13 protein-coding genes are annotated in these 17,827 nt (G+C 53.4%); 2 read left to right on the top strand and 11 right to left on the bottom strand.

Annotation, left to right across the window (positions count from 1 at the left end; all coding sequences use genetic code 11):
* Positions 1-14: 14 nt before the first annotated feature.
* A complete protein-coding gene (locus G8S19_RS02265) occupies positions 15-917 on the top strand; it encodes a LysR family transcriptional regulator (protein ID WP_048213452.1) in 903 nt (300 codons plus the stop codon).
* 40 nt (positions 918-957) lie between these two features.
* Here G8S19_RS02265 and aaeB read toward each other — a convergent pair whose 3' ends face one another.
* Genes aaeB through aaeX form a run of 3 tightly spaced genes read right to left on the bottom strand, consistent with a single transcriptional unit; the run spans position 958 to position 4,077 of the window.
* The gene (gene aaeB / locus G8S19_RS02260; RefSeq protein WP_048213453.1) at positions 958-2,928 is read right to left on the bottom strand and encodes a p-hydroxybenzoic acid efflux pump subunit AaeB; all 1,971 of its coding nucleotides are present in this window, start codon (positions 2,926-2,928) and stop codon (positions 958-960) included.
* A gap of 5 nt (positions 2,929-2,933) precedes the next feature.
* A complete protein-coding gene (gene aaeA / locus G8S19_RS02255; RefSeq protein WP_003025174.1) occupies positions 2,934-3,866 on the bottom strand; it encodes a p-hydroxybenzoic acid efflux pump subunit AaeA in 933 nt (310 codons plus the stop codon).
* Between the two features lie 7 nt (positions 3,867-3,873).
* On the bottom strand, positions 3,874-4,077 hold the full coding sequence (gene aaeX / locus G8S19_RS02250) for a p-hydroxybenzoic acid efflux pump operon protein AaeX (protein ID WP_003025177.1): 204 nt from the start codon (positions 4,075-4,077) through the stop codon (positions 3,874-3,876).
* A 184-nt stretch (positions 4,078-4,261) separates the two neighbouring features.
* On the opposite strand from aaeX, the gene aaeR reads away from it, so the two are divergent.
* Positions 4,262-5,191, top strand: a complete 930-nt coding sequence (aaeR, locus tag G8S19_RS02245) for an HTH-type transcriptional activator AaeR (protein WP_038634351.1) — start codon at positions 4,262-4,264, stop codon at positions 5,189-5,191.
* A gap of 86 nt (positions 5,192-5,277) precedes the next feature.
* Here the strand turns inward: aaeR and tldD are convergent, their stop codons facing one another.
* The 8 genes from tldD to csrD all read right to left on the bottom strand — a co-directional run bounded on the left by tldD (position 5,278) and on the right by csrD (position 17,723).
* Positions 5,278-6,723: a metalloprotease TldD gene (gene tldD / locus G8S19_RS02240; protein ID WP_003025183.1), complete on the bottom strand. Its 1,446-nt coding sequence runs from the start codon at positions 6,721-6,723 to the stop codon at positions 5,278-5,280.
* Positions 6,724-6,885: 162 nt separating this feature from the next.
* Positions 6,886-10,686, bottom strand: a complete 3,801-nt coding sequence (gene yhdP, locus G8S19_RS02235) for an AsmA2 domain-containing protein YhdP (protein WP_253686012.1) — start codon at positions 10,684-10,686, stop codon at positions 6,886-6,888.
* A 111-nt stretch (positions 10,687-10,797) separates the two neighbouring features.
* Complete coding sequence (gene rng / locus G8S19_RS02230; RefSeq protein WP_253686010.1) at positions 10,798-12,267, bottom strand: ribonuclease G; 1,470 nt, start codon at positions 12,265-12,267, stop codon at positions 10,798-10,800.
* Positions 12,257-12,850, bottom strand: coding sequence for a nucleoside triphosphate pyrophosphatase (locus G8S19_RS02225; RefSeq protein ID WP_003025192.1), 594 nt, complete (start codon positions 12,848-12,850; stop codon positions 12,257-12,259). The genes rng and G8S19_RS02225 overlap by 11 nt, the downstream gene beginning before the upstream one ends.
* A gap of 7 nt (positions 12,851-12,857) precedes the next feature.
* Positions 12,858-13,346, bottom strand: coding sequence for a rod shape-determining protein MreD (gene mreD, locus G8S19_RS02220; RefSeq protein ID WP_040234168.1), 489 nt, complete (start codon positions 13,344-13,346; stop codon positions 12,858-12,860).
* Entirely contained in the window at positions 13,347-14,369 is a 1,023-nt protein-coding gene (mreC, locus tag G8S19_RS02215) for a rod shape-determining protein MreC (protein ID WP_040234170.1), read from the bottom strand.
* A 63-nt stretch (positions 14,370-14,432) separates the two neighbouring features.
* Positions 14,433-15,476 carry a rod shape-determining protein MreB gene (mreB, locus tag G8S19_RS02210; RefSeq protein WP_000913396.1) on the bottom strand — a complete coding sequence of 348 codons (1,044 nt, stop codon included), beginning with the start codon at positions 15,474-15,476 and terminating at the stop codon, positions 14,433-14,435.
* Positions 15,477-15,782: 306 nt separating this feature from the next.
* Positions 15,783-17,723 (bottom strand): RNase E specificity factor CsrD, encoded by a 1,941-nt coding sequence (gene csrD / locus G8S19_RS02205; protein WP_048213458.1) that lies wholly within the window; start codon positions 17,721-17,723, stop codon positions 15,783-15,785.
* Positions 17,724-17,827 lie beyond the last annotated feature (104 nt).

Genomic DNA, 17,827 nt, shown 5'->3' with positions numbered 1-17,827 from the left:
TACGCGTAACCAGCATGATTGATCTCCAGGCCAATAGCCGAATTCGTCTTCGAACATTGCGTTATTTTCAGGTTCTCGCTGACGAGCTGCACTTTGGCCGGGCCGCGGCCCGGTTAAACATCTCTCAACCGCCGTTGAGTATGCAGATTAAAGAACTGGAAGAGATCCTTGAAACGACGCTATTTGAACGTACCAGCCGTAAAGTGGTTCTCACGCGAGCCGGGCAGGTATTGAAAACGGAAGTCGATCGTATCCTGAGTACCACCGATCAATCCCTCAATTATGTGCGACAGATTGGCCGTAGCGAACATCAGCATTTCAACATTGGGATAGTCGGTAGCGCATTGTGGGGAACGCTGCTGACACGTCTAAAGGACTTTAAGAAGCAACAGCCGTACGTAAACTGGAGTTTGCAGGAGCTTTCCCAACATCAGCAAATTGAAGCCTTGCATGCCCGGACGATTGATATTGCGATTAGCCGGAACGTACTGCCCCAATCCGAGACGAATATTCGTAGCCAATTGATTTCCCGCGAAGCGGTTGCTCTCGCCGTACCTGAACACGATCCTCTCTGCCAACACCAAAGCGTCTCACTGGCGATGCTCGCTGAACGCCCCATCATTTCGCTTTCATTCAATCAAAGCAATTTCGCCCGTCAGGTACATGACCGCTGTGTTGAGGTAGGATTTTATCCTCTGATTACCCACCAGGTTAACGAACCGCAAACAGCGCTGGCGCTGGTTAGCGCAGGAATTGGTCTCTCTTTGCTGCCAGAAACCTGCGGATTGATCCACTGGCCAGGCGTTCGTTTCTTACCGTTGAATGACCCTATTCCAGCCGATCTTTATGCCTACTGGTACGACGAACAGCTCTCCACATTAATGAACGCGTTTATCATGACATTACAGGGGCGGTAAAACTGAAACCGGAAGAGATATCCTCTTCCGGTTAGATGAGTTATGAATTGCTGGTCAGCGCATGCTGGTATTTGTGCAACATTCCCGTGAGTCGTTTCACTGGCTCCGTCACCTGAGGCGGGGCTTCCCAAAGCGTTAATTTTTCCTGGTAGATATCAAGCTCCTCCAGCAACTGGCCAAAGTAGCGTCGGCGTTTGTCATCATTGACTGCAGAAATAACTTGATCGGCGGTACGGCGAAGCTGGCGATGAAACGCCGATAAATCGTCGTTTACCGGTACAGGCGCATCACGTAAACGCTGGTGAGCAATAATCATCGTCAGTGCCAGGCGGAACTTTGCCAGATCACCGGGGAATTTGTTCATCAGTAAAAACAGCTGCTGATACAACGCCGGAAGGTGGTTTTCTTTACGGCGCACGACATTGGTGGTCATTGCGGAGACCGCTGCCGACACAAACTGGTTAAGCAACACACGACCTGTTCTGTCACGCGAGTTATCCCGCACCAACAGAATAACGATAAACGCCAATACGCAGCCAACAATCTGCCCCAGTGCACTGTCGAGGAACTGACTAAAGTGGAACGTCATCGGGTTATCAAGCACGATAATGTTAATGGTGCTCGCCAGCGCCCCCATTGAGCCCAGACGCCGCTTCTGCACCTCAATACCCAGAAAGAATCCCAGCACCGCCAGACTCAGACACAGCAACAACATGCTTTGCTGGGTATTGGGGATAATCACCAGAAAATAGAGCGCCCCCAGCGGCAATGCTGCCAGCGTGCCATAGATAAAGTCGATGGCCACCATGCGGGGGTTAGGCAAACGCATGGCCAGCGAGGTGACGACTGCTATCATGACCATCGCGCCGCTACCTGATGTCCAGCCGGTCCACAACCAGAATAAGGTTCCCAGCACACAGGACAGCGTAGTACGCCAGAAGTTGACCAGCGCATGGTGATGTTCGGCGGATTCCACCTTCACCACCGGTTCGCCTTGCAGGATCTCTTCTTCAATAGCGCTAATTTTGGTATTGCTGACCACACCGCGTTTCAACAGCAGGTAGCGCGTCGCCGCGCCGGCCCAGCTATAGATCGTCACTGGCGTATCACGCTCACCGGTCCAGACAATCACGCGGCGCATCCGCTTCAATTGTTTATGTACGTCCTGCACCGTTTCAACCGGCGTATCAAACAACTCGCGGAAGGTATCTGTAATCAGTTCTGGTCGCGTATTCTGAATAAGATAGGTTTCGCAGGACTGCGTGATGAGTGTGAGCGACAGCGTATTCAATGCCTTGAGTCTACGATTGGCGCGCACCCAGCGTGAGGATTCCATGTTCAGGTTGCTGCGCATACCTTCAAGCGCCGCCGTACGACGAACTAAAGCGCCCCAGGCCTTGTCCACCTCTTCGCTATCGCCATGCTTTATACACAGTTGCATAAGCTGATATTGCGCCACCAGAAGACTGTCTAACTCGACATCTATCTCCTGTTTCACTGAACGGGGCGAAAAGAGCAGGTCGGCGATGATAGCGCAGACAATCCCCATCACAATCTCGCTGCAGCGTTCAAGCGCAAATTGTGGCGTCAGCAGAGGCTCCGCCTGAATGGTAATGACGATAATCAGAGCCGTGTAACCCGAAAGCCCCCAGGCATAGGAGTTTTCGATCTTTACCAGTGAAGAGATCCAGGTACAAAAACCGGCCCAGATACAACACACCAGGATCATCAATAGCGGGGCGCGGATCATGCTGATGATAATGATCAGTGCGGCAATACAGCCGATAAATGTCCCGACAATACGCAACATGCCGCGATAGCGGATAGCGCCTGAATAAGGTTCTCCGCCAGCGGCAAAGGCCGGGCCTGCCGCCACAATGGCTGCGGTCAGTACCGCCCAGCGAGGGGTCTCAAGCTGGAAGTGAAAGCCAACGAACAGCGCCAGTACAATCGCGCAGGCCAGTTTTACCGCAAAGCGGATATGCTGGTTGGCAATGGAGAAAATACCCATCGCGATTAACCAAACTCGCGCAGGCGGTGTGCCATTTTACGGAAGAAAGATTCCTGGCTGGCATCGCGATCCTGCTTGCCGGTAATGACGACGGTCGCCGTCGTCCCGGCAGGCCACAAGGTTCCCTGCTGCTCATCAAGACGAATTCGCACCGGCACGCGCTGCGCCAGACGCACCCATTCAAGATTGGAATCAATGGTCGCCATACCCTTTGCGTCCCGCGTGCTGCTGGCATTCGTTACGCCAGCCGCCACGCTATCAACGGTGCCTTTCAGCACATTATTACTGCCAAGCGGGGTGATTTCAGCGCGATACCCTGGGCGAACGCCTTCCAGTTTGGTCTCTTCCATATACGCCAGTACATAGAATGAGTGCTGTTTTACCAGTGCCACCGCCGTGGAGCCGCGCGTAATAAATTCACCGCTATAGACGTTCAGGTTAGTCACCCATCCGTCTGCAGGCGCACGGATAACGGTACGTTCCAGATCTAATTTTGCCAGGTCGCGGGTCGCTTGTGCTTTTGCAAGCTGGTGTAATACGGTTTGCAGGACGTTGTTTGACTGGTCGATCTCTTCGCGAGACATAGCCTGCACGCCCAGTCGGTTACGACGACCGGCCTCCTGGCGTTTTTCCTGCGCCAGAACCTGATAATAAGCGACGTCAGCTTCGGCCTGCTCAAGGGCTTTCTTATAGCGTGGCTGGTCGATGGTGAACAGGATCTGATCCTTTTTCACCAGTTGGTTATCATGGATGTTAACGTTGGTAATAAGCCCCGCAACATCCGGCGCAATCGCGACGACATCGGCGCTGAAACGCGCATCACGCGTCCACGGCGACTCGGTGTAGAACACCCATGCGCGGAAAATAGCGATGAAGGCCAGAATGACCAGTATCACGGTAATGGCCGTGCGGGAGAGTTTTCTTGTTAGTGTTTTCACTTCAACCTCAAACGAACAGGCGCGTTATTAAATAGAACAGACAGCAATACAGCGCAGTGTTAAACAGAGCCGGATGCCAGACAAAATCATAGATGCCAGTCGGAACAAGCACCCGGCGCACCAGCCAGAAAATCGCCAGTGACAAAAGTAATTCGAAAAAAATCGGTGGGAAGGACAGACCAAACACCACGATAACGGGAAACAGACTCATGTTGACCTTGGTAACGTAAGAGAGTGCAGATGATAGATTTTCTAGCGTATGTCACCGCAGAGAAGGGCAAGGATGAGCCAGGCGAGAGCGACATAGCCGTTATTTGAATAATAATATATTAACGTAACTGTTATGCTGTTATCTATATTATGTGATCTAAATCACTTTTAAGCCAGAGTGAACAATGGAACGATTAAAACGTATGTCGGTGTTCGCCAAAGTTGTCGAACTGGGCTCCTTCACCGCCGCCGCAAGACAGCTACAAATGAGCGTTTCATCGATAAGCCAGACGGTCTCAAAACTGGAAGATGAGCTACAGGTCAAGCTGCTAAACCGCAGCACGCGTAGCATTGGGCTAACTGAAGCCGGTAAAATTTATTATCAGGGCTGCCGCCGGATGCTGCACGAAGCGCAGGATGTTCACGAGCAACTGTATGCTTTTAACAACACGCCCATTGGCACGCTGCGCATTGGTTGTTCTTCAACCATGGCACAAAATGTCCTCGCCGGACTGACCGCAAAAATGCTCAAAGAGTATCCTGGGCTGACGGTAAATCTGGTGACGGGAATACCGGCACCCGACCTGATTGCCGACGGTCTGGACGTGGTTATCCGCGTGGGTGCCCTGCAGGACTCCAGCCTTTTTTCGCGTCGTCTGGGGGCTATGCCGATGGTGGTCTGCGCGGCAAAAAGTTATCTCGCCCAGTTTGGTGTCCCGGAGAAACCCGCCGATCTCAGCAATCATTCGTGGCTGGAATACAGCGTTCGTCCGGATAATGAGTTCGAATTAATTGCCCCGGAGGGGATTTCTACCCGTCTGATCCCAGAGGGACGTTTTGTGACCAACGATCCGATGACATTGGTGCGCTGGCTGGCCGCAGGCGCGGGCATTGCCTATGTACCGCTGATGTGGGTGATCAATGAGATCAATCGTGGCGAAGTGGAGATCCTGCTCCCCCGCTACCAGTCGGATCCGCGTCCGGTGTATGCGCTGTATACCGAAAAGGATAAGCTGCCGCTCAAGGTGCAGGTGGTGATTAACTATCTGACAGACTATTTCGTCGATGTGGCGCAGCTGTTTCAGGGAATGTACGGTCGGGGAAAAGAGAAATAAAAAGAGTCCAGGCCAGATAAGGCGTTGACGCCGTATCTGGCAAGATGCCCGATAGCACTAGTGCTTATCGGGCCTGAATCATGATGTTACGCGGTGCCACCTACGGTCAGGTTATCCACCTTCAGCGTCGGCTGGCCCACGCCAACCGGCAGACTCTGTCCTTCTTTACCGCAAACACCCACGCCGTTATCCAGTTTCAGGTCGTTACCCACCATCGAAATCTGCTGCATTGCTTCGATACCGGAGCCTATCAGCGTCGCGCCTTTCACCGGTTTGGTCACTTTACCGTTTTCAATCAGATACGCTTCGGAGGTAGAGAACACGAATTTACCGGAGGTGATATCCACCTGGCCACCGCCGAAGTTAGGCGCATAAATACCGTACTCAACGGATTCGATGATTTCCTGCGGCGTGGATTTCCCCGGCAGCATATAGGTGTTGGTCATACGCGGCATCGGCAGATGCGCGTAAGATTCACGACGACCGTTACCCGTTGGCGCCACGCCCATCAGGCGCGCATTGAGTTTGTCCTGCATGTAGCCTTTCAGAATGCCGTTTTCAATCAGCACGTTGTACTGACCCGGCGTACCTTCGTCATCGATAGCTACCGACCCACGACGATCCGCCATCGTGCCATCATCCACCACTGTACACAATTCTGACGCCACCAGTTCACCCATGTGACCGCTGAATACCGACGTGCCACGGCGGTTAAAGTCACCTTCCAGACCATGACCGACCGCTTCATGCAGCAGAACGCCCGGCCAGCCAGCGCCGAGTACCACCGGCAGCGTACCGGCAGGCGCGGCTACCGCAGAGAGATTGACCAGCGCCATGCGTACGGCCTCTTTCGCCCATGCGTCAGCACGAACTTCGCCATCGAGGTCGCCAAGGAAATAGTCATAGCCAAAACGACCGCCGCCACCGCTGGCGCCACGCTCGCGTTTGCCATCCTCTTCAACCTGTACGCTTACGGACAAACGCACCAGAGGACGGACGTCAGCGGCCAGTGTACCGTCGGTCGCCGCCACCAGAATCAGTTCATACACACCGGTCAGGCTCGCCGTCACTTCCTGCACACGCTTGTCGGCGGCACGCGCCACGCTGTCTACGCGGCGCAGAATATCCAGCTTCTCTTCGCGGCTCATGCTCTGCAGGGGATCTACTGAGGTATAAAGCGCCTGATGCTCTACCGCCCCCAGCGTTTTTACTTTGCCATCACCGCTGTCGCGCACGATAGTACGCGCGGCATGAGCACTTTGCTCCAGCGCCAGCAGGCTAATCTGGTCTGCATAGGCAAACCCGGTTTTTTCGCCGCTGATGGCGCGCACGCCAACGCCCTGATCGATATTGTAAGAACCATCTTTAATGATGCGGTCTTCTAAAACCCAGGATTCGTGATAGCTCGACTGAAAATAGAGATCGCCGTAATCAAGACGGCGTTCGGCCAGTTGGCCCAGGATGGCAAACAGATCCTGATGTTTCAGGCCATTCGCCGCTAGCAATTGTTCACTTACCAGGTTCAGACTCATCGTTTTGCTACTCATTAGTTACTGTTGTAGGCCTGATAAGACGCGCCAGCGTCGCCATCAGGCGCTTCAATGCCCGGATGGCGGCGTAAACGCCTTATCCGGCCTACGGACTGCGGTAGAAGTTCTATGTTGAGATTGGGGCAATTACTCGCCCCCGTCAAATCATTGCTGGCTTTCTTTGCGCGGCTGGCGCAGAACTTCGTTGATCTGTGGCTTATCGACCGGACCGGTAATGCGATAGCGCAGAATTGAAACTTTGCTCCACAGCGGTCCCAAAACTTTACTGGCGGCAAATACCGCCGCGCCGACAATTGGGTTGACGGCAAACGCCGCGGCCACCCCAACGGTGGCAGAAATTTCAGGTGCGACAACGGCTTCCATATCCAGTTCGCGACGCACCAGATTCACCGAACCTTTCATGGCGATGTCAGCTTCCAGGCCATCCACCAGCGTATCATCAGTGTGCATCACACCGTCTTTGATCCACGCCGTACTGCGGATAGAGTCAAAGTAAAAACCTTCGCTGAACGTATCGCTAAAATCAAAACGCAGTTTACGCAATAGCGCATCAAAACTCAGCAGACGTAACAGTTGTCCCGCATGTCCGGTGCTAAGTTCAGTCAATTCACCTTTGCCCAAACGGGTACGCAAAATCCCATTCAGTGAAGCTTCATCCGGATCCCAGGGCGGATTACGCCAGTGCAGATCGTACTCGACGTTAAAGGAAGAGTTACGAATCGGGGTAGATACGCCAAAGAAACCCGCGGCTGAATCAATCTTGTTGCCATTCAGCTTTCCTTTCAGTGACGTACGCTCCTTGCCCGGCACATTGACCCATTCGCCATCGGCGGTCAGCCGGGCAAACCCGGTATCCAACAGACCATTGCTCAACGTTAATGTGTCACCTTTTATCGCGACATCGGCATCAATGCGCCCATACTTTTGCCCCCACATCCAGCACTCTTCGCAGCGTATCTGCGCATCCGGCCAGCCACGGAAACTGACGTTACTGATAGCAGAGAACGGCGAGGCTGGCGTTGTATTTGGCGATGACGTTGCAGCGTTCGGGTTGTAATACAGATACTTGATATTGGCAAGCCACGGAGCATTATTGCGCATAGCCAATGTGGCGTTAATCTCACGCCCCTGTGCCCGTACGCTGGTACCATTAAGCCCAGGTTCAGACACAATGCTCAGGTTATTCCACTGCTGGCCGCCCAGGGATAAAGAAGGCGTGCGCACCGCAATACGCTGCGGGAAGTTCGCATTACTTCCGACGTTATCTGCCGCGCCTTTCTGGAACAATGCCAGCCATTGCGCACCGTCCATGGGCGGAAGATTAAGTTCGATGCCCTGCTGGTCAGGAAGCGCTGGCACGGTACGGCTTTCCGAAGTCCAGATTGCGCGGTCAAGCGTCAGTTTCTGATTCAGCAACCAGTGGCTGTTAAAGTGGTTCTTGCTTCCGGCGTTACCGGTCAGATCGAAGCTGCGCAGGTTACCATCTGCCTTAACATTAACCGGTAGCGACTCACCGGCGACTTTGTTTAACGGAGCAGGTAAGTGACTGCTTACATTTTTCAGGTCGCCTTTTAGCTCAATGTTGTAGGTCGCTCCGGCATGATATGGCAGGTCAATGCCAACCTTACCGTTCCACGCCATACTGCCGCTTAAGGCATCGTTGACCTGCGCTGGTAAAATCCCCATGCGGGTTGGCTGCCAGTCGCCTTGCAGGTTCACGGCTACCTGATAGGCTTTCGCCCCTTCGGTGGTGGAGAAGTCGACGTTCAGCGGCTGATTAAACCAGTTCGCCGTCATCGGCTCACTCTTGAGATCGCCGTTGATAAAGCTGAATTTACCGTTCAAATTCTTCAGCGTGCTATCGAGCGGCTTGATAAACAGACTGTTATTACGCAGGTTCACGTCGCCTTTGGCCGTAACCAGCGAACCATCTAACGGGATATCAAGATGTAAGCGAGCACTCACATCACCGTCAATTTGCAGCTGTTCCAGCGTGGCACCAAGCGACTCTTTCAGCGGTGTTTCGTCGAAATAAGGCCCAACCGCTTTGCCCGGCCCGTTGATGTCGGCATCAATCAGCAGTTTTTCTTTTGCGTAGTCAGGGATATTTGCCGTCAGGTTAGTGGCTTTTACCCCCCCTAAATTGACGCTATCCGTCTTCATCCACAGGCCATCGTTAATGAAGTTCAGTTCAATATTGAGGTCAGTCAGTGCGGGCCAGTCCGGCTGGAAGGCAAATTTTGCATTACGCAGCGGCACCAGCACCTGGAACTGACCTTCGTTATGCAAATACGGGAACAGATGTGGGTTACCGCCATAAACCAGTGTTGCGTTATCCGCCTCACCGCCCTGAATTGCCCCACTGAGATAATCAACCAGCTCTTTTCCCATCAGATTTTCCGGGAAATAGCGCCAGGCCTGGGAGCCATCGTGAGTGCTAATCCCCGCCAGAATCCCCAGCCACGGTTCATCACCGGTTGGTTGCAGATAACGAAAACCGCCGCGCGCATGTACCGCTTTCGCTTTAACGTCAATATTGCGCCCGTCTAGCTGAAAACCATTTTCATTCTTCAGCCAACTGAGCGTTGCCACGCCATCTTCTATCTCCAGCGGGGCACGAAAGACGGTTTCATACGGCATTTTTGCCTGCTTCATGGAGGCCGTTAATGCGCCATTTTCCACGCTGCCAGACAATGTACCGGAGAAATGTTCTGCCCCCGGCAGCAGCTTCCACTGTTTCCAGGCCAGATCGGTCCACGAGGACTGGAAACGGGTTTTTTCGGTCGCCTGTAATGGGATATCCAACGCCAACACATTTATCTTGCCGCTCGGTTGCGTGGCCCGCCAGATATCACCCAATGCCGGAGATAACTTAGCGGCCATCGGGCGTAGCCCCTCTAACCCGGCTAGCTCCAGGTTACTGGCGCGAATACGTAATTCGTCGCTGCGCTTATTATTGGCGCCCCCCACTTCCTGCCCGGGAAACCAGGCCAGCGTTAATGCCCCACTCGGCCAGGGTTTGTCATCCATCGTGATGCGCGTATCCGGGATAGCGAACAACCAACCGGAGTGCTCACGGCTGATATGCGCAGTCAGGTTATCGACGGACAGCGTGTGGATGTTGCTCTCTCCCTTCCAGCTTGCGCCGCCCTTTTTCAACCAGACATCGCCACCAGAGATTTCGCCTTTGTTGAGCGTCATCCAGCCTTCCAGGCTAAAGCGCGCAGTTTGCAGCGCAACATTGTCCTGCATCCATTTTCCCAACCACGGCTTAACGTCGATGTCGTCAGCCTGCAGCCAGACTCGACCATTATTCAGCAGGCCGTCATCATCACGCAGATCCATACGCACCTGCATAACACCGTGCTGCCCGGTCAGGCTGGAGAGGCTGACCTGGCCTTCAGCACGATGCCGGTTTTTACCGTTCAACCAGGTTAGCTGAGGGATCGCCAGTTCCGCACGCTGGCCTGACAGGGTCAAAAAACTAACCTGGCTGTCGCGAAGATCAAAATGATCAAACTGGCGCAGGAACAGATCGCTGATGTGGCCGGTTTCAATCCCGTCGCCGCTATCGCCGCGCTGGATCGGTGTATTGGTGCGCAACTGCAGTTGCCAGAAGGTGAGATCACGAAACTGCCAGCGCATGTGCAGCAAACTTTGCCAGACATCCAGCGCCAGCGTGACACGCTTTACCGAGAATTCGCCACCGTCTTTCAGCTGTGCATGAATATCGCGAGCTTCGAGCGTAGGGCCAAAATTTTGCCAGTTAGCAGAAAGCTGGCTGGCGGAAACGGGCATACCGGTGGCAGATTCGATCTTGCCCAGAATGGTCGGACGCCAGCTATCGAGATGCGGTAGAGCAAGGCGCAGCCCACTGACCAGCAGCGCTGCGATGACAACGAATGCGGCTCCAGTGAGCAGTAAAATCCCCGGCAATCGCCTCACGCGCCTCTCCTTGTCTGCCAAAAAATGTGACTCACACCCCTTGAGTGAATATTGCCGGATAGCGGCGTTTGTGCCTTATCCGGCCTACATGCGCGGGTGCCACTACACGATTTACATCATTACCACGTCAAACTGCTCCTGGTTATAGAGCGGTTCGACTTGTACTTTGACCTGTTTGCCGACAAAGATTTCCACTTCCGCCAGCGCATGCGACTCTTCCCCTTTCAGGGTTTCAGCCACTGCCGGAGACGCATACACCAGGAAACGATCGGAGTCGTAAGCATGGTGCACGCGGACGATTTCACGCATGATTTCATAACATACGGTTTCGACCGTTTTCACCGTGCCACGTCCGTGGCAGGTTGGGCACTCGTTACACAGCACATGCTCCACGCTTTCACGCGTGCGCTTACGTGTCATCTCTACCAGACCCAGCTGTGAAAAACCGTTAATGCTGGTTTTTACGCGATCCTTGCTCAGCGCCTGCTCCAGAGAGTGCAGCACCCGGCGGCGGTGATCTTCATTATTCATGTCGATAAAATCGATAATGATTATGCCGCCCAGATTACGCAGACGCAGCTGACGTGCGATAGCCTGCGTTGCTTCAATATTAGTATTAAAGATAGTGTCGTCGAGATTACGATGCCCAACAAATGCGCCGGTGTTGATGTCGACGGTAGTCATCGCTTCGGTTTGGTCGATGATCAAATAGCCGCCGGATTTCAGCTCAACCTTACGCTCCAGCGCACGTTGGATTTCATTCTCAACGTCGAAGAGATCGAAAATCGGTTGGCGTCCGCTGTAATGTTCCAGTTTGCTGGTCATCTCCGGGATATATTCCGCCGTAAATTCCAGTAACGCCTCATAGGTCAGACGGGAGTCGACGCGGATGCGGTCAAGCTGGGCATCAGCAAAGTCACGCAACACGCGCTGTGCCAGTGCCAGTTCACCGTACATCTGGTAGCGCGTTTGCGGGCGCTTTTTACGCTCCATGACTTTTGTCCAGACGCGCTTCAGGTAGGCAGCATCCGAGGCCAGATCCTCTTCGCATACGCCTTCTGCCGCCGTGCGAATGATGAAGCCACCCTGCTCATCGCAGTAATCCGCCACCACTTTTTTCAGACGTTCGCGTTCCGTTTCGCTTTCGATACGTTGGGATACGCCAACATGCGAGGCCCCCGGCATAAAAACGAGATAACGGGAAGGAAGCGTGATGTCCGTCGTCAGGCGTGCGCCCTTCGTTCCCAAAGGATCTTTTACCACCTGCACCATCAGATCCTGACCCTGGCGCACCAGTTCAGAAATGTCGCGTACGGTGAACTGTTTTTGTTCTTCACCCGCCACGCATTCGGTGTGCGGCATGATGTCAGAAGCGTGAAGAAATGCGGCTTTATCCAGTCCAATATCTACAAAAGCCGCCTGCATACCCGGAAGCACACGACTTACACGACCTTTGTAGATATTGCCTACGATTCCGCGTCGCGCCTCACGTTCAATATGAATTTCCTGCAGAATACCGCCACCAATGTAAGCCACCCGAGTTTCCGATGGCGTTACGTTTACCAACAATTCAGCCGTCATGTTTATCCCTTTTCTCACGCAGTGCGTTAAAATTGGTCAGCAACTCATACGTTTCTACCAGCGGTAAGCCGACTACGGCGTGATAGCTGCCATTTATCTTCCTGACAAAACAGCCACCCAACCCTTGAATACCGTATGCACCTGCTTTATCCATTGGTTCACCGCTGGCAACATAACCCGCGATGTCCTCATCGGTTAGTGCTCTGAATGTCACTTCCGTCACTACCAGGCAGTCCAGACTGTGCTGGCAATCGGCCAGTGCCACGGCCGTCATAACTTGATGCGTTTTGCCCGACAGTTTGCGCAGCATTGCTGCGGCGTGGGCAGCGTCGTGCGGTTTTTCCAGCACTTCGCCATTAAGGATAACGATGGTATCCGCACCCAATACCGGCAAATCGCGCGGTGCCAGCGCTACACCAGCCTGCGCTTTTTCGCGCGCCAGACGCGAAACGTACTGCTGGGCGCTTTCCTGCGGGTGCCGCTGTTCTTCAATCCCAGGGATCAGTCGTTCAAACGTAACACCAAGCTGAGTGAGCAACTCCTGACGACGTGGAGAACCTGAAGCAAGATACAGAGTATTCATATCAACCTTATTGCACCGCAAACTGCTGACGGACTTTACGCATCAGTAAGAATAGCCATGGCCAAAGCACACCATTTACTACACTACTCCAGAACACTTCAGGTCTGAAAGAGACGTTGATCACTAAAAACTCGGCCCAGAAAACAATAATATCCACGACCAGTGACAACAACATAACTACCAGCGCCTGCTGCCAGAGCGCGAGGTTACGGAAGAGCTGAAATTTCAGTGCGACCAGATAAGCAATGATACTCATCGACAATGCCCGCACACCAAGCGTAGAGCCGCTAATGAGATCCAGTATGGCACCCACGATAAATCCTGTGCCCACATTTACGCGATGCGGCAGCGCCAGGATCCAGTACAGCAGAATGAGCAGCACCCAGTTCGGCCGGAAAACGAGGATCTCGTCCGGCCAGGGCATGACTTGCAGCAGAAATGCAATTAGGAACGAGAGCCAAATGACCCAACGTCCCTGGTGACGGATGCTTGCCACTTACTGCCCTCCCGGCTTACGCGGAGCAGGTTGTGACGGCGTGGTTGTTGCAGGAACCGGCGTTACACCTGTCGCCGGAGCAGGAACTGGCGCAGGAGGCCCCATGGCATCCGGTGCCGGCAGGACTTGCGGCATCATTTGCATCAGACGTTCATTAGCTACACGGTGCACTTCTTCTGGCGTCATCGGGTTAGCACCATTACGATCGGCTCCCCACAGCAGCAGCAGATAGCGCAGACGCTGTAAACCCGCCGTCGGGCGCGCCTGAATCACGGTGTATGCGCGCTGGGTATCCAGCTTCACAGAGGAAACGACACCGACTGGATAGCCTTCAGGGAAACGCCCACCCAGACCGGAGGTAACCAGCACATCGCCAACGCGAATGTCAGTATTAGCCGGCAGGTGTTCAAGCTGAAGATCGTCCGTGCAGCCGTTACCGGCAGCGATCACGCGAATATCGTTACGCAATACCTGGATTGGCAGTGCATGCGTCGCGTCACAAATCAGCAGTACGCGGCTGGTCAGTTTGGCCACCGCAACAACCTGGCCCACTACGCCTTTATCGCTGATGACTGGCTGACCTTCATAAACGCCGTTAACACTCCCTTTGTCGATCACCACCTGATCGCTGTAAGGATCGTTAACCGTTGAGATGACCTGCGTCACCATTTTTTGTTCGTCCTGGCGCAGCGGCGATCCCAGCAGCTCACGCAAACGCGCGTTCTCCTGTTTATATTGCCCCAGCATCAGCAGTTCACTGTTTTTCAGCAGCAGTTCCTGACGCAACGCCCGGTTTTCAAGTTCGAGTTGGTCACGAGAAGCCAGCGTTTGCGACACGCCGTCGAGTAATTCACGGGGACCATTAGAGATAAAGTAGAAAGGACTGACGGCGGTATCCATGTACGTTCGGATTTGACTAAACGTACCCAGGCGGCTGTCGGCAATAATAACGCCGAGCGCCACCAGCACCGCCAGAATAAGGCGAATCTGTAGCGACGGGCCACGGCTAAAAATTGGCTTCATAGTCTATGCGTATTCTCGCATCAGAGCGGAAGAGCAACCCAGGGCTACCCTTCCTGCATCCGATTACTCTTCGCTGAACAAGTCGCCGCCGTGCATATCGATCATTTCCAGTGCTTTACCGCCACCGCGAGCCACACAGGTCAGCGGATCTTCGGCAACAACAACTGGAATACCGGTCTCTTCCATTAACAGACGGTCAAGGTTACGCAGCAGCGCACCGCCGCCGGTCAGGACCATACCGCGTTCTGAGATGTCAGACGCCAGTTCTGGCGGACACTGTTCCAGTGCAACCATCACCGCGCTTACGATACCGGTCAGGGGTTCCTGCAGCGCTTCAAGGATCTCGTTAGAGTTCAGGGTAAAGCCACGTGGAACACCTTCTGCCAGGTTACGACCGCGAACTTCGATCTCGCGTACTTCGTCGCCAGGATAAGCAGAACCGATTTCGTGCTTAATACGTTCCGCGGTAGCTTCACCGATCAGAGAGCCGTAGTTACGGCGAACATAATTAATGATGGCTTCGTCGAAGCGGTCACCACCAATACGCACGGAGGAGGAGTAAACTACGCCGTTCAGAGAGATAACGGCGACTTCTGTGGTACCACCACCGATATCGACAACCATTGAGCCGGTTGCTTCAGAAACTGGCAGGCCCGCACCGATCGCTGCCGCCATCGGCTCTTCGATCAGGAACACTTCACGTGCACCTGCACCCTGAGCGGATTCACGGATGGCACGGCGTTCAACCTGAGTTGCTCCAACCGGTACACACACCAGTACGCGCGGGCTTGGGCGCATGAAGCTATTGCTGTGCACTTGTTTAATAAAGTGCTGGAGCATTTTTTCAGTCACGAAGAAGTCAGCGATAACGCCATCTTTCATTGGGCGAATTGCAGCGATATTGCCCGGCGTACGACCCAGCATCTGCTTCGCATCATGACCTACTGCAGCCACGCTTTTCGGCGAACCGGCACGATCCTGACGAATGGCCACAACGGAAGGCTCATTCAATACGATGCCTTGTCCTTTTACATAAATAAGGGTATTCGCGGTACCCAGGTCAATGGACAGGTCATTGGAAAACATGCCACGAAATTTTTTCAACATACTAAGGGATAATCCTGAAAGCTGGGGCGGAAAACAAAATCCGCTTACTTTACCAACCACACGCAGCAGCGACAAGGCGCAAAAATCATCTGCTACGGTGAAAATTAGTGCAGTTCGTTTCCTTTGTTACAAAACCGGCCTGAGTCCATCAGGGCTGAAAAACTCAGCAGCAGTCCTCGCTTTTGTTTGCAACCTGTCAAAGGTCATTCACCTGCATGTTTGCTGTTACAACCTGGCGAGCAGACAAGCACACCCCCAGAAGGCACAGCGCGCGTTATTCTACGTGAAAACAAATTAAACGGCAGGTTAAACCGAGTATCTTTGCGAATATTTTTTCACGTTTGTGTCAAGTGGCTGTGATGCGGCAAAAAAATCACCCTGCCCACCCGCGACTCCACGTTCTGTCAGGGTATGCCACTCGCTGCGCGAACGTACGCCCGTGGCATAAACCTGCGTTGGCGTTCCGGTACACGTCTCTACCAGGCTTTGAACCAGCAGCTGATTTTCCGTTCGCTTATCAATGTTTCTCACCAGACTGGGATGAAGCTTCAACAATTCGACATTCAGCTCTTTGATCCAACTGGTACTCACCAACGTTAAACCGGCCTGCGTAACGGCAATACGTACGCCAAGCGCATCCATCAATCGGATAACCGGTTGTAACCGGCTGATGTGTTGACAAACATCCGCCTCAGCAAGTTCAATAATTATGCGTTTACGTAGCGATTTTTCGCACTGCATCAGAGTATCTCGCAACCAACGCTGAAAACGTGGGCGAATGAGCGATTCAACCGTCGTCTGCATCGCCAGGCTTTCCTGCGGCCAGTACCCCAACAACAGGATCAAACGGCTGATTTGCAGACGGTCATACTCTTCCGCCAGACCAAATTGCAGCACCATCGGCATATATTCCGCCGAAATAACCTCTTCGCTGCCATCGAAAATACGGCACATCAGCTCGCGATGGTGCACCCGCCCTTCACGCGTTACGGCAGGTTTTTGATAAATTCGCGGTCCGCCCCGACTGAGCATCTGTTCAATCAGCGTTCGCCAGCGCACATTGCCCCGGCCTTTTTCCGGCAGAGAGTCGTCATACACCGACCAACTGTTCCCGCCTTGTAATACTGAATTCCGGGTGGCGGCTTCAGCGTGATCCATAACTTGTTCAGTCGACTGACCGCTGCGACAGACACAAATGCCAATATGAACCATATCGGCACGATCGATCATTTTGTTAGCCGGAAGTGCATCCACCGCCTTTAAGAGTTGCCCCGCGATACTTTCCGCTTCTTTTAACGTGCGGTGTGGCAGCAGGATGGCAAAATCGCTTCGGTGGTAACGCGCTAACAGTGCGCCCGGATAGCGCATCATAAAAGTAGACAACAAATTGATAAGCGTTGAAATTTGTTCTTCCGCCTGGGTAATGCCCCAGCTCTCGCGTAGCAGCGTAAAGTCCGGCAAACGAACCATCATCACCACACCATGCGAGCCGACTTTTTCCTGATCTTCCAGCAGCGTTGCCAGTTGGTTATCAAAGAACAAGCGGTTGCTCAGCCCCGTTTTTGTATCCTGCGCGACATAGGAACGAATCAGCGTATCCAGGCGGCTGCGCTGCTCACGAGCATTTTGAATTTCGGTCAGTAGCATGTCGAGCGCACTACTGGTACGCGCTGGCCACTCATAGACCGTTCCCCGCACGTTTGGCCCGCGTTCACCGTTGAGGATCCGCGTTGAACGAATCTCCAGTAATTCCTGTCCGGAAAGTTGACGTTGAAGCCAGCGCACCGACAAAAACAGCATCAGGATAATAAAGCCTATCGATAGCGTGAGCGGTGCCGTAGTCATCAACGAATGGAAATAGTTGCCCATCGGATCCTGGTAAACCATACGCAGCGACATCCCCGGATGCTTGACCAATGGCACGGTGAGATTGCGATAAAGGTTATTCGTCCCCGCCGGGCGGTAGCTACTGGTTCGGGAATGGCTATAAACAACGCGGTCATCCTGAAGCAATTCAATACGGACGATATCAACCGAAATCATCAGTTCATCAATTTGCGGCGTTAAGGACACGACATCCCTGGTGACCAGATGGGTATCGATCGCCGTCGCGACGGCATGGACGCGGGTGGTGAACTTATATTGAATAGCGTTATAGAAACTCAGCGAGCAACCTATCAGCGTCACGAAAATCGTTAACCCGGTAAGCAGCGTGACAAAGGCTGAAAATTTCGTCGTTAATCGCATCCTTGTGTTAACTCCGACAGTGATGAATCAGGTGTGAAAGTGAAAAAGCGACACGAAAATGCAAAACTGAACGCGAAATCCGTCAATTTACACAAATAATGTGG

Source organism: Citrobacter sp. SX206 (genome assembly GCF_024181025.1).
Lineage (GTDB): Bacteria > Pseudomonadota > Gammaproteobacteria > Enterobacterales > Enterobacteriaceae > Citrobacter > Citrobacter youngae.
Note: the sequence above shows the minus strand (reverse complement) of the source record. Positions and strands in the feature narration are given on the sequence as shown.

What these genes read in the sequence shown, in the direction of transcription:
- aaeX (WP_003025177.1), bottom strand. Translation starts at nt 4,077, where the DNA reads ATGAGTCTGTTTCCCGTTATCGTGGTGTTTGGTCTGTCCTTCCCACCG.
- rng (WP_253686010.1), bottom strand. Translation starts at nt 12,267, where the DNA reads ATGACGGCTGAATTGTTGGTAAACGTAACGCCATCGGAAACTCGGGTG.
- G8S19_RS02265 (WP_048213452.1), top strand. Translation starts at nt 15, where the DNA reads ATGATTGATCTCCAGGCCAATAGCCGAATTCGTCTTCGAACATTGCGT.
- aaeB (WP_048213453.1), bottom strand. Translation starts at nt 2,928, where the DNA reads ATGGGTATTTTCTCCATTGCCAACCAGCATATCCGCTTTGCGGTAAAA.
- mreC (WP_040234170.1), bottom strand. Translation starts at nt 14,369, where the DNA reads ATGAAGCCAATTTTTAGCCGTGGCCCGTCGCTACAGATTCGCCTTATT.
- csrD (WP_048213458.1), bottom strand. Translation starts at nt 17,723, where the DNA reads ATGCGATTAACGACGAAATTTTCAGCCTTTGTCACGCTGCTTACCGGG.
- mreB (WP_000913396.1), bottom strand. Translation starts at nt 15,476, where the DNA reads ATGTTGAAAAAATTTCGTGGCATGTTTTCCAATGACCTGTCCATTGAC.
- G8S19_RS02225 (WP_003025192.1), bottom strand. Translation starts at nt 12,850, where the DNA reads ATGAATACTCTGTATCTTGCTTCAGGTTCTCCACGTCGTCAGGAGTTG.
- tldD (WP_003025183.1), bottom strand. Translation starts at nt 6,723, where the DNA reads ATGAGTCTGAACCTGGTAAGTGAACAATTGCTAGCGGCGAATGGCCTG.
- aaeR (WP_038634351.1), top strand. Translation starts at nt 4,262, where the DNA reads ATGGAACGATTAAAACGTATGTCGGTGTTCGCCAAAGTTGTCGAACTG.